Source organism: Ochrobactrum sp. AP1BH01-1, from assembly GCF_018066705.1.
In the GTDB taxonomy this organism is placed as follows: Bacteria; Pseudomonadota; Alphaproteobacteria; order Rhizobiales; family Rhizobiaceae; genus Brucella.
This window is the reverse complement of the sequence record NZ_JAGPOU010000003.1, coordinates 460133-475298: the sequence shown is the minus strand read 5'-3', so window position 1 is coordinate 475298 and position 15166 is coordinate 460133. Positions and strand designations below refer to the sequence as shown.

Sequence of the window (15166 nt, the reverse complement as noted above, 5' to 3'; positions counted from 1 at the left end):
GCGTAGCGGACGTACCAAAAACCCAAGTTGGGGCAGAGTCCTCTAACTGCACGAACCGGCAAGACCGGAGCAGGACAGCGAAACTGATGAAATTCAATGGAACCATTATAGGTATCGGCATATTGGCGGGGCTTGCCTCGGCCTTGATGTCGTCCGGCGTCATCGTCCAGGATGGCGCGATGGCCGCTATGGCCATGGTTCTCTATTTCCTGACACCGCTTCCAATCTTCGTTGTCGCCCTTGGCTGGGGTTCAAGCGCCGGCATCATTGCCGCTGCCACAGCCACGGTTGCCGTCGGCGTTGTCGCCGTCCCGCTTGCAGCCCTCCTGATGGCGTTGACGAGCTTCGTTCCTGCAGCGACAGGCGCTTATCTTTCCGGCCTCGCGCGGCCAGCCGAAGAACTCGGCGGACCGAAGGATATACTGGTCTGGTACCCGCTGTCGGACATCGTCTTCCGACTGGCCCTGATGGTGACGCTCAGCTTCATCGTCATTGGCGCAATTCTCGGTTTCGGCCCGGACATGGCGCGTGAACTCGCAACTACGCTTATCGAGCGAGTTGCAGAAGCCGACCCCCAGTTCACAGCCAGCGACGACATTCGCGACAATGTGACCTCGCTGCTGATGGTCGCCTTGCCCGCAATCCAGCCGGCAACCTGCCTCGCTATACTGGTAGGCAATCTTTATCTGGCACAGCGCCTGATCTCGATGTCGGGTCGCCTGCGCCGTCCGCGCGACGACTGGCCCGCGACGCTGCGTATGCCACGCCCGGCCCTGCTTGTCTTCGCGGTCGCTCTTGCGGTTGCCTTTCTTCCCGGCGGCGCCGGATTGATCGCAACCGTCGTGGCTGGCGCTCTCAGCGCAGGCTTCATGATGTCAGGCCTTGCCATCATGCATTTCCGCACACGCGGCAAGGTTTGGCGCCCGGTGGCGCTCTGGCTCGCCTACTTTGCGATCATACTCTTCGCATTCCTGCTTTTCATCTTCATGGTTCTTGGACTTTTCGACACTTCGCGCGGCGCGCCGGTTTCGAAAATGCCGGGCACCGACAGTCAATAACCAAATCAGAAACTTGAAAGGAAACTCCAATGGAAGTCATTCTTCTGGAACGCATTGGCCGCCTCGGCCAGATGGGCGAAACCGTCAAGGTCAAGGACGGCTATGCCCGTAACTTCCTGCTCCCGCAGGGCAAGGCTCTTCGTGCCAACGAAGCCAACAAGAAGAAGTTCGAAGGCCAGCGCGCCCAGCTCGAAGCCCAGAACCTGGAACGCAAGAACGAAGCCAGCGCCGTTGCTGAAAAGCTCAATGGCGAAAGCTTCATCGTCGTGCGTTCGGCTGGTGAAACCGGCCAGCTCTACGGTTCCGTTTCGACCCGTGACATCGCCGAAATCATTTCCGCCAACGGCTTCACCCTGCACCGCAACCAGGTTGAACTGAACCACCCGATCAAGACGATCGGCCTGCACGAAGTCTCGATTTCGCTGCATCCGGAAGTTCAGGTTCAGGTCACCGTCAACATCGCCCGTTCGACCGAAGAAGCCGAACGCCAGGCAAAGGGTGAAGACCTGACCTCGATCGAAGCCATCTACGGCATCGAAGAACAGCCTCTGTCGGAAGAAGTTTTCGACGACGAAGACAAAGCTGAAGATCAGGCTTAATTAGCCACCTATTATCCGTGGGAATGCCCGGCCAACCGGCGCTCATTCCCATCGTGGTAAACTTTATATGATCGTGCCCGGCGGCCTCCGCCGGGCATTTTCTCTTTTCAGATCGATAAAACTCCCTATTCTGTTCATTAGTATTGGATTGCAGAGGGTGCCGACGGAAACGTCTGCGTTGCTCGGGCGCTCCCAAGGCCGATTGACCGAGTGGGATATTGCCTGAAATCTGATGACAGAGCGGCTCTGATGTCATGCACCGCCGCCTGCCATGCAAACGCATGGACGTGCACTCGCTTCGATCCTGGAGAGGAGATGGGGCCGATGTATGGAATGATGCGTACTGTTCTTTCGCATATGATTAAAACCGGAGACCTGACCGTCACCGATTCTAGTGGTGCGCGTTCGCGGTATGGCGACAAGACCGGAGTGCCGGTTCATATACACTTCAAGACAAAACACGCCGAGCGCGCCGTAGCGCTCGACCCCGAATTGAAACTCGCCGAATGTTTCATGGACGGCGAGATCGATTTTCTGGACGGGGATATCTACACGCTGCTTCAGATCGTATTCGAAAACACCGGACCGACAGCTGCGACAGAACCGTGGATGAAGGCGCTGGCAAAGCTGCGCATTTTGTTCCGCCGCTTCCAGCAGATGAACACGATTTCGCGGTCATCGAGCAATATCAAAAGTCATTATGATCTCTCTGGCGAGCTTTACGACCTGTTTCTCGATCCCGACAAGCAGTATTCCTGCGCCTATTTCGATCCGCCGAACGCCACACTTGCCGAGGCACAGCTTGCCAAGAAACGCCACATCGCCGCCAAGATGCTGGTGAAGGAAGGTGACAAGGTGCTCGATATCGGCTGCGGCTGGGGGGGCATGGGGCTTTATCTTGCCCGCCACCTCAAGGCCAATGTCACCGGCGTAACCTTATCCGAAGAGCAGCACGCTATCGCCAACCAGCGCGCCGCCGACGAGGGGCTTTCGGATCGCGCCAAGTTCGAGCTGACGGATTACCGCAATATCGACGACAAGTTCGACCGGCTGGTTTCGGTCGGCATGTTCGAGCATGTCGGCGTCGGCCATTTTGCGGAATATTTCCAGCATGTGGCGCGACTGATGAAGCCGGACGGCGTTTTCCTGCTCCATGCCATCGGCCGGTCCGACGGGCCGGGCGCAACCAATCCGTTCATCCGCAAGTATATCTTCCCGGGCGGCTACATCCCGGCCCTGTCGGAAGTGCTGCCGCATATCGAAAAGGCCGGACTTTATGTCACCGACATAGAAATCCTGCGGCTGCATTATGCGGAAACGCTGAAAGCGTGGCGCCAAGCATTTATGGCCAACCGCGACAAGGCCAAGGCGCTTTATGACGAACGCTTCTGCCGCATGTGGGAATTTTATCTGGCCGCATCGGAAAGCGCGTTCCGCTGGCAGAACATGATGGTGTTCCACATCCAGATCGCCCACAAGCAGGAATCCGTTCCGCTTACCCGCAACTATATCGAGGCCGAGGAAAAGCGTCTCAAACGTCTCGACAGTGCACCAAAAGGGGCCAATAGCGAGGTGCGGGCAGTCAAGAAAAGCATGAACGCTTGAGATAAAGCCGTTTGCCTTGAATAAGCGGGCTGCTCCGATGGAGCAGCCCGCTTATTCTGATCTTATTGCGACTTGGGGACGCCATCCTTCCACTTGTCCCAATGGGTAACGATGTCGCTCACGACCGGAGCACCGACAAGATAAATGTTCTCGACCGTTTCAGCGAACCCGCCAGCCGTTTCCCCTGGCGCCGGATCCAGATGCTGCAGCGTGGTTTCATTGGGATTTCCCTGATCGAAGTTCACGGAGCCGCGCAGGCTGAGGACACGGTCTGTGCCATGCTGACGCTTGATAACGAGCGCAAGCGCCGCAGCTTCCATCTCGGTGGCGAGATAGTCGTCGGCCCCGTAGAGCTTGGCAATATACTGAGCCTCTTTCGACAGTCCCGGACCGTGGAAGAATGTATCTCCGGTCATATGCGTGCCCGTCTTCAAGGCTGGCTTGGCTTGTGCGGCCGCGTCCGGATAGCGCTTGCGATAAGCCTGGGCCTCCGGCGAATCGCGAAGTTCCACAGCGGAGCCCAGACGAACCGCTGCGGCGACCAGTTCAGGATTGAGCTTGAAAACGCGATATTCCTCATAGCCCTTCCGCGGCATGAATACCGGCTCACCGGGCTTGCCTTCCTCCGGCGCCCAACGATGGCCCAGATCGTAATCGACGAGCCACGTGGCCCAGCTCACGTCGCCGATCGTGCCGCGAGAAGGCGGTGTTCCGGCGACACCCGAGAGGATGTAGTAGGCTTTGGAAAAGTCGAAAGCGGGGTCGAGCAAAATAGCCTGCATACTGGCTGAGGAGTTCACCTTCCCCATACCGAGAACGGAGCCGCAGACGCCATTTTCGTTGCAATAGACGGGCTTCAAGGCGCCCTTCACCTCAATGGGTTTGGCATCCTTCCAATAATGCTCATACCACTGTTGAAACTCACCGGCACGATCGCCGCTATTCTGCCCGATCTCGAACATGGCGGCGATGAACACTTTGACCTCGATCGGTTCCGACGCGGCCAGCGAAACGGCTGGTGAAGAAAAGAGCGCCAGCGCTGTCAGAAGCCAGGCTGCAATGGTGCGGTGTCGCATGAATATTCCTCGTGAATGTAAGCCGGGCTTTGCGATAGTGCCCGCACAGGTCATAGATTATCGGGTCGGGAGAAGATTAGTATCGCCGATCGCTCACCACAATCTCCGTCAACAGGAAGTGCAAAAAGGCGACGCCTGAACTGTGGATCAGTGTGAATCATGGTATAGCTTTTCTCTTCCAGCAGGAATCATCCGAAGCCTCGTTGCGTTTGGCATCGCTTGAGGGCTAGCTGGTTGCATCAGGGACAGGAATTGGAATCATGGCGGAAGCGGCGGTACGCAAACTCGACGACGCGCGAGAGCAGAAAGACGCGCTCTATCGCGAAGCACCCCACAATATTGAGGCGGAACAGGCGCTACTCGGCGCCATTCTGATCAATAACGATGCGTTTTACCGGGTATCGGACTTCCTCAAGCCTACCCATTTCTTCGAGCCGCTGCATCGCCGCATCTACGAGATCACCACCGACCTCATCCGCGTCGGCAAGATGGCCAATCCGGTGACGATGAAGACCTTCCTGCCCACCGAAGGCAAGGTGGGCGATCTCACCATCTTCCAGTATGTGACACGCCTCGCTACCGAAGCCGTCACCATCATCAACGCCGAAGATTACGGCCGTGCCATCTACGATCTTGCGACACGTCGCGCTTTGATCGGCATCGGCGAAGACATGGTGAATGTTGCCTATGACGCGCCTGTCGACATGGCGCCGCAGGAACAGATTGAGGATGCCGAACGCCGCCTGTTCGAGCTGGCTGAAACCGGCCGTTACGATGGCGGCTTCCTGCCATTCAAGGATGCCGTCACCACCGCCGTGGACATGGCCAATGCGGCTTTCATGCGCGATGGCCATCTTTCCGGCATTTCGACCGGCATCCATTCGCTGGATGCCAAGATGGGTGGCTTGCAGCCTTCCGACTTGATCATCCTTGCCGGCCGTCCCGGTATGGGCAAGACCTCGCTTGCCACCAATATCGCCTTCAACATCGCCAACGCCTATGAAGGCGAACAGCAGGCCGATGGATCGATGAAGGCGGTCAATGGCGGCGTCGTCGGGTTCTTCTCGCTCGAAATGTCGGCGGAACAGCTCGCAACCCGTATCATTTCCGAGCAGACGGAAGTTTCCTCGTCAAAAATTCGCCGCGGTGACATCACCGAGACCGACTTTGAGAAGCTCGTCGCCTGCTCGCAGGTTATGCAGAAAATCCCGCTCTATATCGACCAGACCGGTGGTATCTCCATTGCGCAGCTCGCCGCTCGTGCCCGTCGCCTCAAGCGCCAGCGCGGCCTCGACGTTCTCGTCATCGACTACGTACAGCTGATGACCGGCTCATCGAAAGCCTCTGCACAGAACCGCGTGCAGGAAATCACCGAAATCACCACCGGCCTCAAGGCGCTCGGCAAGGAACTCAACGTTCCCATCATTGCGCTTTCACAGCTCTCCCGTCAGGTGGAAAGCCGCGACGACAAGCGCCCGCAGCTCTCCGACCTTCGCGAATCGGGCTCCATCGAGCAGGATGCCGACGTCGTGCTCTTCGTGTTCCGCGAGGAATATTACGTGAAGAATCTCGAGCCACGTGATGAGTTCGATCCGAAATACGAGGAATGGAAACAGCATTTTGAAAAAGTCCGCGGCACTGCCGATGTCATCATCGCCAAACAGCGTCACGGGCCTACCGGGACCGTCAAGCTCGCCTTCCAGTCTGAGTTCACGCGATTTGCAGATCTGGCCGAAGGTTCCTATCTCCCGGAACAGTATGAATAGTTTTTCCGATCTTAAAGGGCGCGTCTGATGGCCAAGGCGCGCGTTCAGTTCGTCTGTCAGAATTGCGGCACGATTCATTCGCGCTGGGCGGGCAAGTGCGACTCCTGCGGCGAGTGGAACACGCTTGTCGAGGAAGGCACCAATAGCGGCATCGGCTCCGGCCCCGGTGCCATGCTGTCCAAGCGCAAGGGGCGCGCCGTCGCCCTCACCTCGCTCTCCGGCGACATAGAGGATGCGCCTCGTATCATTTCCGGCATCAGCGAGCTTGACCGCGTGACTGGCGGCGGTTTCGTGCGCGGTTCCGCGCTTCTCATCGGCGGCGATCCGGGTATCGGCAAATCCACGCTTTTGACACAGGCAGCGGCAGCCCTTTCCAATCGCGGCCATCGCATCGTCTATGTTTCGGGCGAAGAAGCCGTCGCACAGATCCGGCTGCGCGCGCAGCGCCTGGGTGTGGCGTCGTCAGCGGTGGAGCTTGCCGCCGAAACCAATGTCGAAGACATTATCGCCACTATTTCAGACGCCAAACGGCCCGATCTTGTCATCATCGATTCGATCCAGACGCTGTGGACCGATATGGCGGATTCGGCACCGGGAACCGTGACACAGGTTCGATCTTCCGCGCAGGCGTTGATCCGCTATGCCAAGCAGACCGGCGCCGCTGTGGTGCTTGTCGGCCATGTCACCAAGGAAGGTCAGATTGCTGGCCCCCGCGTGGTCGAACACATGGTTGACGGCGTTCTCTATTTCGAGGGCGAAGGCGGACACCATTATCGCATCCTGCGTACCGTGAAGAACCGTTTCGGTCCGACTGACGAGATCGGCGTCTTCGAAATGTCCGACGGCGGCCTGCGCGAGGTTTCAAATCCGTCCGAGCTTTTCCTTGGTGAGCGCAATGCCAAGGCTCCCGGCGCCGCCGTCTTCGCCGGCATGGAAGGCACGCGCCCTGTTCTGGTAGAAATACAGGCGCTCGTCGCGCCCTCCTCGCTCGGCACGCCGCGTCGTGCGGTGGTCGGCTGGGACGGCGGACGGCTTGCGATGATCCTCGCCGTTCTCGAATCGCATTGCGGCGTTCGTTTCGGCCAGCACGATGTCTATCTGAATGTTGCAGGCGGTTATCGCATCAGCGAGCCTGCTGCCGATATAGCTGTGGCTGCCGCACTGGTTTCATCCATGGCCGGTATTGCCCTTCCGCCAGATTGTGTTTATTTCGGCGAAATCAGCCTTTCCGGTGCTGTTCGTGCGGTAACGCATGCGGTACAGAGGCTCAAGGAAGCGGAGAAACTCGGCTTCCGGCAGGCAGAAGTGCCCGGCGGCAGTGGCGAACTCTGGAAAGATCGCAGCTTCCGTTTGATGGAAACTTCGGCTCTGCCCGATCTGGTGGCACGCATCGCGGCTTCGGGCTCCGGAAAGAAGCAATAAATCTGGAAATTGCTCACTGGAAGAATCTGTCAACCTTCCGGTGATAAGCTCCAGCATCTTTGACTGCCCTGCGCACTGAAATGATTGCGCAAAATAACTGAGGACAGGCCAGAATGCCGATAACCATGCTTGATGGAATTCTACTCGGGATAACGCTGGTTTCAGCCGTTCTGGCGATGGTTCGCGGGTTCTCCCGCGAAGTGCTGTCGCTGGTATCATGGGCTGCAGCTGCCGCTGCAGCGGTACTTTTTTATAAGCCGGTACTGCCTTTTTTGAAGCCCTACATCAGCAATGAGACCATTGCGATGATAGCAGCGATGGCTGCTGTATTCCTTGTCGTATTGATTGTCGTTTCGCTAATTACCATGAAGATCGCCGACTTCATCATCGATAGCCGTATCGGTGCGCTCGACCGAACGCTCGGCTTCCTCTTCGGGGCCGCGCGCGGCGTTCTTATCGTGGTCGTGTCCATGTTGATTGTGAACTGGCTCGTGCCAAGCAACCAGCCTACTTGGATAACAAACGCGAAGTCGAAGCCAATGCTCGATTCCTTTGGTGTAGAAATCATGGGAATTGCGGAGAAACTTGCTTCCCTCATGCCCAATGATCCGGGCGCGGTGGTAGATCGATTCAAATCTCAACAGACTGCTCCCGCTTCGGGTGAGCAGGAAGAAGCGCCGGTTCCGGACGATACGCCTGCGCAGCAGTAAGCCGTTTCGAACATCGGGAAGCCGTCAGCCTTGCTGGCGGCTTTTCCAATTCTGGAAGCGAAGACGGACCCGCGAAAAATAGCCAAATTGACGGCCAGACATTGAGGTTCCGGTTCCGCGATCATATTTCTGGCTGGAATTTGCGAGATTATTCGTGGGCATCGTGCGATACTGGTGTTCACGGGACTATATCGACGCAGCGGTGAACTCTTCGCTTTTAACAAAAAGCCATCTTGTGATAGAGAGGCGCTTTAGTTGCCTCTGCAATCGAAAGGCCTTGCGGCAATGACCAGCCATTCTTCTGAAAATGCCTCCTTTATGCTGGATGAAGACACCCTGCATGAAGAGTGCGGCGTATTTGGCATACTTGGCCATGAAGACGCCGCCGCACTGACAGCATTGGGCCTGCATGCCCTTCAGCATCGCGGGCAGGAGGCCGCCGGCATTGTTTCCTACCATAATCGCCGTTTCCATTCCGAACGCCATATGGGCCTCGTCGGTGACCATTTCACCGATGCGGCGACGCTGAACCGTCTGCCGGGCGACCGCGCCATCGGCCATGTGCGCTACTCCACCACCGGCGAGACGATCCTGCGAAACGTGCAGCCTTTGTTCGCGGAACTGGAAGTCGGCGGCATCGCCATTGCCCACAACGGCAACTTCACCAACGGCATCACGCTGCGCAAGCAACTCATTGCTTCGGGCGCGATCTTTCAGGCGACATCCGACACGGAAGTCGTGCTGCATATGATTGCCCGCTCGCGCCACTCGTCCTCTTCCGACCGTTTCGTCGATGCCATCCGGCAGGTCGAAGGCGGCTATGCCATGCTGGCGCTGACCCGCACGAAACTGATCGCTGCGCGCGATCCTATCGGCATCCGTCCGCTCGTCATGGGCGAGCTGGACGGCAAGCCAATCTTCTGCTCGGAAACTTGCGCCCTCGACATTATCGGCGCGAAATATATTCGCGATGTTGAAAACGGCGAAGTTGTTATCTGCGAGATCCAGAAAGACGGCTCCATCACCACCGAATCCATCAAGGCTGAAAATCCGCAGCCGGAACGGCTCTGCCTGTTTGAATATGTCTATTTCGCCCGTCCCGACTCCGTCGTCGGCGGTCGCAGCGTCTATGTCGCGCGCAAGAATATGGGCGTGGAGCTTGCCAAGGAAGCCGGTATCGAAGCCGATGTTATCGTGCCCGTACCCGATGGCGGCACGCCTGCCGCTCTCGGCTTCGCGCAGGCCAGCGGCATTCCGTTTGAATATGGCATCATCCGTAATCACTATGTCGGTCGCACCTTCATCGAGCCCACGCAGCAAATTCGCGCGCTTGGGGTCAAGCTGAAGCATTCAGCCAATCGCGCCATGATCGAAGGCAAGCGCGTGGTGCTGGTTGACGATTCCATCGTGCGCGGCACCACTTCCGTCAAGATCGTGCAAATGATCCGCGATGCAGGCGCAAAGGAAGTGCATATTCGTGTGGCAAGTCCAATGATTTATCACCCGGATTTTTATGGCATCGACACCCCCCATGCCGATAAGCTGCTGGCAAACCAGCATGAAGACCTCGAATCCATGTGCCGCTATATCGGCGCGGATTCACTGGCGTTCCTGTCCATCGACGGGCTGTACAAGGCTGTCGGCGGAAAACCACGTGATCCGAAAGCACCGGCTTTCACCGATCACTACTTCACGGGCGAGTATCCGACTCGTCTTCTCGATCAGGAAGGCGAGAGCAACGTGCATACGCTGTCGCTGCTCGCCAGCAACGGCTGATCGCCCAAATCCTTAACGCAGGCGGCCCCAAAAGGCCGCCTGTTTCTTGTGTTTGAATGACATATGGGGACTAGATGAGCATCGACCTTACGGGCCGCATCGCACTGGTAACAGGCGCATCGCGTGGTATTGGCTATTTTCTTTCGCTTGAACTGGCAAAACGCGGCGCGCATGTCATCGCTGTCGCACGCACGGTCGGCGGACTGGAAGAGCTGGACGACGATATCCGCAAACTCGGTGGCAGCGCCACGCTGGTCCCTCTCGACATTACCGACATGGAAGCGATCGATCGCCTGGGCGGCTCCATTCATGAGCGCTGGGGCAAACTCGACATCATGGTCGCCAATGCGGGCGTTCTCGGCACGATATCGCCCATCGGCCATGTCGAAGCCAAGACCTTCGAAAAAGTCATGAACGTCAACGTCACCAGCGTCTGGCGCCTCATCCGTTCCACCGATCCCCTTCTGCGCGCTTCCGACGCCGGACGTGCGATTCTGCTCTCTTCCGGTGTGGCGCATACGTGCCGGGCTTTCTGGGGGCCTTATGCTGCCTCGAAAGCTGCCGTCGAGGTCATGGCTCGCAGCTGGGCGGAAGAAACGAAGCAGATGAAGCTGAAGATCAACTCGGTCAACCCGGGAGCAACCCGCACGGCAATGCGCGCGCAGGCCATGCCGGGTGAAGATCCGGAAACGTTGCCGAAGCCGCAGTCGGTCGCGGAAAAGATCGTCAAACTTGCAGATCCGAAACTTGAAGTTAGCGGCAAGCTCTTCGACGTCCGACAAGACCGCTTCCTCGACTATCATCTGCCGAGCTGATTTTTTTCTTCCGGCCTTGCCTGTAAGCAAGGCCGGTTCTATTTATTGAACTATCTTCCGCCCCTTGCCGTCCGACGGCTCTTTTTTCAGCGGACATTTCTCCCCTCTCAGACCCTTCATCACGTGCTGCCAGTTTGGTGCGCGTTCCCTTTGCTATTGGAGGACTTATGATCAAAGATCGCCAACGTTTCATCGTCATCAGCGGCGGGCCAGGATCAGGCAAAAGCACACTGATCGACGCGCTTGAAAAGAACGGCTTTACCCGTACCGTTGAAGCCGGACGCGCCATTATTCAGGATCAGGTCGCTATTGGCGGCAACGCCCTGCCATGGAAGGACCGCGCGCTTTTTGCGGAGCTGATGCTTTGCTGGGAAATGCGCTCGCACGCCATGGCACAACACCAGCCAGGCACTGTTTTCTTCGACCGCGGCGTTCCCGATGTGATCGGCTATCTGACGCTATGCGGCCTGCCCGTCCGGCGGCATATGGAAGAAGCTGCGCGGCAGATCGGATATAACAGAATGGTCTTCCTGGCGCCGCCATGGGCGGAAATCTTCGGGCAGGATGCCGAGCGCAAGCAGAACTTCAATGAAGCCGTGCGCACATTCGAAGCGATGGACAAAACCTACAGGCGGCTCGGATATGAAATCGCGCTCCTGCCGAAATCTTCGGTCGAGGAGCGCGTCCGTTTCATCAGACAGGCGTTGCCTTCAGTTTTCGTCTGACGGCGCAGTTTCTTCGCTGTTGGTTTCTTTTTCCGCCTTTCGATCGGCGGCTTCGCGCCGGTTCCAGGCGGCGAGGCTGAACGGAAGAAATGCGAGATAAGCGAGCGCTGTGAGGCTCAATGTCTGCCAGGTGAAGCTCATCAGGAACGCGACGTAAACCACCACGAACAGGATCAACGGCATGACAATATCGCGCCGGACAAGGCTGCCTGCCGATTTGCCGTTATAGACCGGCAGGCGGCTTACCAGCAGAAACGCTATCGCCACAGTATAGACCGCCACACCGAAAGCGAGCGCCCGCGTCGGGGTCAGGCCGAGAAAACCAAGATAGACCGGCAGCAGGACGAGCATCGCACCGGCGGGTGCAGGCACGCCGATGAAATAATTGCTTTGCCATGCCGGGCGGTTCGGGTCTTCCAGCATGACATTGAAACGTGCCAGACGCAGGCAGCAGGCAATGGCATAGAGCAGTGCCGCGATCCAGCCGAAGGAACGTGCCTGATCCAGCATGAAGGCATAGAGCACCAAGGCAGGCGCAACGCCGAAATTGACGATATCGGCGAGCGAATCCATCTGGGCGCCGAACTTCGACGATCCCTTCATCATGCGTGCGACACGCCCATCAATGCCGTCCAGAAAGGCAGCGACAAGCACCATCACAACGGCGAGCTCGAAACGGTTTTCAAAAGCCAAGCGGATACCGGTGAGGCCGGCACAGATGGCGAGAACCGTTATGACGTTAGGAACGACGATACGCAGGGGTATCTGTGACAGCTTCGGGCCGCGCGATGAATCCACGCGGCCGTTAGGCTCAAAAGGCGGAAAAGGCGTTTCCATCGGCTCAGCCGATCCGCACCACTGGTTCGCCGCGCCCGCTGCCATAATCGGCCAGCACGGTTTCACCGGCGATTGCTGTCTGGCCAACCGCCACACGAACGGTGGCATCTGCGGGCAGATAGACGTCAACACGCGATCCGAAACGGATCAGGCCGAACCGCTCACCCACGGACAGATCGTCATCCTCGTTGGACCAGCAGACGATGCGGCGAGCTACCAGACCGGCGATCTGAACGACGCCGATCTTCCCGTGCGGGCTTTCGATCAGGACGCCGTTGCGTTCATTTTCCGTGCTGGCCTTGTCCAGTTCGGCATTCAGGAATTTGCCCGGACGATGCACCACCTTTTCGATCTTGCCCCGCACAGGGGAGCGGTTGATGTGGACCGAGAAGACATTCATGAAGACCGATACACGCATGCGCGGCTCTGCACCAAGATCCAGCTCGGCTGGAGGTACAGCCGGACCGACGAAGGAAACCTTGCCATCAGCGGGACTGATGACCAGATCGTCGTCCATCGGTGTCACACGCTCCGGATCGCGATAGAAATAGATGCACCAGATGGTCAGTACCAAGCCGATCCAGAACAGCGGGTCCCACAGCCAGCCCAGAATGAGCGAAACCACGAAAAAGCCCGCGATAAACGGATAGCCTTCCCGATGGATCGGCACGAAAGTATTGCGGATGGTGTCAGTAAGGCTCATCGCTCTTCCTTTGAGTTTGGCCGTTATTTACCTCATCCTGTTCAGAATCAAAATCCATTTCGCAAATTATTCACGGCTGTTAGGGCACGTGATCGTACCCTAATATAACCAGCCGCCGATAAACCGGCTATTCCGCCGCCGGAACGCCGCGCGTGACGATCCCAAGTTCGTCGCTTTCGCGCACCTGACGCAGACGCTCTTCGGCCTCGTCAGCCTCGCGCTGGCGGGCCCACATGGATGCATAAAGCCCCTTGTGCTTGAGCAGCATGCGGTGCGTGCCTCTTTCGGCAATCAGACCATCCTTCAGGACAATGATTTCGTCTGCACCGATAACGGTCGACAGACGATGCGCGATGACAAGCGTCGTGCGACCCCGGCTGACGACATCGAGCGCCGATTGGATTTCCTGCTCGGTGGCCGTATCGAGCGCCGAGGTCGCCTCATCAAGAATGAGGATCGGCGGAGCCTTGAGAATGGTGCGGGCAATGGCCACGCGCTGCTTCTCGCCGCCCGAAAGCTTCAGACCGCGTTCGCCAACCATGGACTGGTAGCCCTCCGGCAGATGCTGGATGAAGCCGGCAATCTGCGCCAGCTCGGCAGCCTTCTGCACCTCTTCCTCGGTCGCATCGGTGCGACCGTAGCGAATATTATAGGCAATCGTATCGTTGAACAGCACCGTGTCCTGCGGAACCATGCCGATGACCTTGCGCAGGCTTTCCTGCGTGACATCGCGCACATCCTGCCCGTCAATCGTCACGGAACCGGACTGTATGTCGTAGAAACGGAACAAAAGACGCGAAATAGTGGACTTGCCCGCGCCCGAAGGCCCGACGATCGCCACGGTCTTGCCCGCCGGTACCTCGAAGCTGATCCCCTTGAGGATCGGACGGTTGGCATCATAAGCGAAATGCACATCCTCGAAGCGGATCGCACCCTTGTCGACCTTCAGTGCATGAGCGCCTGGCTTGTCGCTTACTTCCTGCTTCACATCCAGAAGGTCGAACATCTGTTCGATATCGGTCAGCCCCTGCCGGATTTCGCGATAGATGAAGCCGATGAAGTTGAGCGGGATCGAAAGCTGCATCAGCATGGCGTTGATGAAGACGAAATCACCGATGGACTGCGTGCCGGCCTGCACTTCCAGTGCTGACATGACCATGACGATTGCCATGCCGACACCGAAAATCACGGCCTGACCGAAGTTCAGCCAGCCAAGCGAGGTCCAGGTTTGTGTCGCAGCCTTCTCATAGCGAGCCATGGAAGCATCGAAGCGCTTCGCCTCCATCGCCTCATTGCCGAAATATTTGACCGTCTCAAAATTCAGAAGCGAGTCGATAGCCTTGGTATTGGCGTCGGTATCGGAATCGTTCATCTCGCGGCGAATGCTGATGCGCCAGTCGCTCGCCTTGATCGTGAACCACGTGTAGAGCCACACCGTCGCGGCGACCACCGCCAAATAAGAAAATCCGTAGGCGACAGCAAAGATCACCGCAGTCAGCGCGAATTCCAGGATCGTCGGCAGCGTGTTCAGGATCGTGAAACGAACGATCGTTTCGATGCCTTTGGTGCCGCGTTCGATGACGCGGGAAAGCCCGCCCGTGCGCCGTTCCAGATGAAAGCGCAGCGAAAGCTGATGCATATGGACGAAAGTCCGATAAGCAAGCTGACGAACCGCATATTGGCCGACGCTGGCAAAAAGTGCATCGCGAAGCTGATTGAGACCGGCCTGCACGATCTTGGCAGCGTTATAGGCCAGCACCAGCATGACCGCGCCGACCAGAAAGAGCGGAATATAGTCCGGTGCCTTAAGTTGCCCGTTGAGTGCGTTCGTCACCCATTTGAAGAAATAGGGGACAAGGATGAGTACGATCTTGGAAATCACCAGATAGAACGTGGCCCAGACCACACGCATTCGCAGGTCTGGCCGATCGGACGGCCACATATAGGGCCAGAGATTTCGCAGTGTCTTGAACGTCTCGCCGGAATCGGCGGAAACCGTTTTGGGGGAACTCATGGTGCGTTCTTTCAGGTCGGTGGGCTCAAGCGATTTCGTACGAGTTAAACTCAGTCACCG

The 15166-nt window shown here is 57.7% G+C and carries 13 protein-coding genes; 9 read left to right on the top strand and 4 right to left on the bottom strand.

The window, feature by feature from the left end:
• The first annotated feature begins 86 nt into the window (after window positions 1-86).
• From J9800_RS12895 to J9800_RS12885, 3 genes are all read left to right on the top strand, one after another.
• Window positions 87-1058 carry a DUF2232 domain-containing protein gene (locus tag J9800_RS12895; protein WP_112590375.1) on the top strand — a complete coding sequence of 324 codons (972 nt, stop codon included), beginning with the start codon at window positions 87-89 and terminating at the stop codon, window positions 1056-1058.
• Window positions 1059-1087: 29 nt separating this feature from the next.
• Window positions 1088-1657 carry a 50S ribosomal protein L9 gene (gene rplI / locus J9800_RS12890; protein WP_112590378.1) on the top strand — a complete coding sequence of 190 codons (570 nt, stop codon included), beginning with the start codon at window positions 1088-1090 and terminating at the stop codon, window positions 1655-1657.
• 324 nt (window positions 1658-1981) lie between these two features.
• Window positions 1982-3262, top strand: coding sequence for a cyclopropane fatty acid synthase (locus J9800_RS12885; protein ID WP_112590381.1), 1281 nt, complete (start codon window positions 1982-1984; stop codon window positions 3260-3262).
• A 62-nt stretch (window positions 3263-3324) separates the two neighbouring features.
• Here the strand turns inward: J9800_RS12885 and J9800_RS12880 are convergent, their stop codons facing one another.
• Window positions 3325-4338 (bottom strand): purine-nucleoside phosphorylase, encoded by a 1014-nt coding sequence (locus J9800_RS12880; protein ID WP_112590383.1) that lies wholly within the window; start codon window positions 4336-4338, stop codon window positions 3325-3327.
• 260 nt (window positions 4339-4598) lie between these two features.
• Between J9800_RS12880 and J9800_RS12875 the strand changes: the two genes are divergently transcribed.
• The 6 genes from J9800_RS12875 to J9800_RS12850 all read left to right on the top strand — a co-directional run bounded on the left by J9800_RS12875 (window position 4599) and on the right by J9800_RS12850 (window position 11552).
• On the top strand, window positions 4599-6104 hold the full coding sequence (locus J9800_RS12875) for a replicative DNA helicase (RefSeq protein ID WP_112590386.1): 1506 nt from the start codon (window positions 4599-4601) through the stop codon (window positions 6102-6104).
• A 27-nt stretch (window positions 6105-6131) separates the two neighbouring features.
• Window positions 6132-7526, top strand: a complete 1395-nt coding sequence (gene radA / locus J9800_RS12870; protein ID WP_112590388.1) for a DNA repair protein RadA — start codon at window positions 6132-6134, stop codon at window positions 7524-7526.
• Window positions 7527-7639: 113 nt separating this feature from the next.
• Entirely contained in the window at window positions 7640-8236 is a 597-nt protein-coding gene (locus tag J9800_RS12865) for a CvpA family protein (protein ID WP_112590390.1), read from the top strand.
• Between the two features lie 285 nt (window positions 8237-8521).
• Window positions 8522-10012, top strand: a complete 1491-nt coding sequence (purF, locus tag J9800_RS12860) for an amidophosphoribosyltransferase (protein ID WP_112590393.1) — start codon at window positions 8522-8524, stop codon at window positions 10010-10012.
• 74 nt (window positions 10013-10086) lie between these two features.
• Window positions 10087-10827 carry an SDR family NAD(P)-dependent oxidoreductase gene (locus J9800_RS12855; protein ID WP_112590396.1) on the top strand — a complete coding sequence of 247 codons (741 nt, stop codon included), beginning with the start codon at window positions 10087-10089 and terminating at the stop codon, window positions 10825-10827.
• Between the two features lie 167 nt (window positions 10828-10994).
• Complete coding sequence (locus tag J9800_RS12850) at window positions 10995-11552, top strand: AAA family ATPase (RefSeq protein ID WP_112590399.1); 558 nt, start codon at window positions 10995-10997, stop codon at window positions 11550-11552.
• On the opposite strand, the gene pssA is transcribed toward J9800_RS12850, so the two are convergent.
• From pssA to J9800_RS12835, 3 genes are all read right to left on the bottom strand, one after another.
• Complete coding sequence (pssA, locus tag J9800_RS12845; protein ID WP_112590401.1) at window positions 11538-12389, bottom strand: CDP-diacylglycerol--serine O-phosphatidyltransferase; 852 nt, start codon at window positions 12387-12389, stop codon at window positions 11538-11540. The two genes, J9800_RS12850 and pssA, sit on opposite strands and share 15 nt — an antisense overlap.
• 4 nt (window positions 12390-12393) lie before the next feature.
• On the bottom strand, window positions 12394-13092 hold the full coding sequence (locus J9800_RS12840; RefSeq protein ID WP_112590404.1) for a phosphatidylserine decarboxylase: 699 nt from the start codon (window positions 13090-13092) through the stop codon (window positions 12394-12396).
• Between the two features lie 127 nt (window positions 13093-13219).
• Entirely contained in the window at window positions 13220-15106 is a 1887-nt protein-coding gene (locus J9800_RS12835) for an ABCB family ABC transporter ATP-binding protein/permease (RefSeq protein ID WP_112590406.1), read from the bottom strand.
• Between the last annotated feature and the right edge of the window lie 60 nt (window positions 15107-15166).

Bases quoted from the DNA above. Each gene is read 5' to 3' on its own strand.
- pssA (WP_112590401.1), bottom strand. From the start codon at position 12,389: ATGGAAACGCCTTTTCCGCCTTTTGAGCCTAACGGCCGCGTGGATTCA.
- J9800_RS12855 (WP_112590396.1), top strand. From the start codon at position 10,087: ATGAGCATCGACCTTACGGGCCGCATCGCACTGGTAACAGGCGCATCG.
- radA (WP_112590388.1), top strand. From the start codon at position 6,132: ATGGCCAAGGCGCGCGTTCAGTTCGTCTGTCAGAATTGCGGCACGATT.
- J9800_RS12835 (WP_112590406.1), bottom strand. From the start codon at position 15,106: ATGAGTTCCCCCAAAACGGTTTCCGCCGATTCCGGCGAGACGTTCAAG.
- J9800_RS12865 (WP_112590390.1), top strand. From the start codon at position 7,640: ATGCCGATAACCATGCTTGATGGAATTCTACTCGGGATAACGCTGGTT.
- J9800_RS12840 (WP_112590404.1), bottom strand. From the start codon at position 13,092: ATGAGCCTTACTGACACCATCCGCAATACTTTCGTGCCGATCCATCGG.
- J9800_RS12885 (WP_112590381.1), top strand. From the start codon at position 1,982: ATGTATGGAATGATGCGTACTGTTCTTTCGCATATGATTAAAACCGGA.
- J9800_RS12895 (WP_112590375.1), top strand. From the start codon at position 87: ATGAAATTCAATGGAACCATTATAGGTATCGGCATATTGGCGGGGCTT.
- J9800_RS12880 (WP_112590383.1), bottom strand. From the start codon at position 4,338: ATGCGACACCGCACCATTGCAGCCTGGCTTCTGACAGCGCTGGCGCTC.
- J9800_RS12875 (WP_112590386.1), top strand. From the start codon at position 4,599: ATGGCGGAAGCGGCGGTACGCAAACTCGACGACGCGCGAGAGCAGAAA.
- rplI (WP_112590378.1), top strand. From the start codon at position 1,088: ATGGAAGTCATTCTTCTGGAACGCATTGGCCGCCTCGGCCAGATGGGC.
- J9800_RS12850 (WP_112590399.1), top strand. From the start codon at position 10,995: ATGATCAAAGATCGCCAACGTTTCATCGTCATCAGCGGCGGGCCAGGA.
- purF (WP_112590393.1), top strand. From the start codon at position 8,522: ATGACCAGCCATTCTTCTGAAAATGCCTCCTTTATGCTGGATGAAGAC.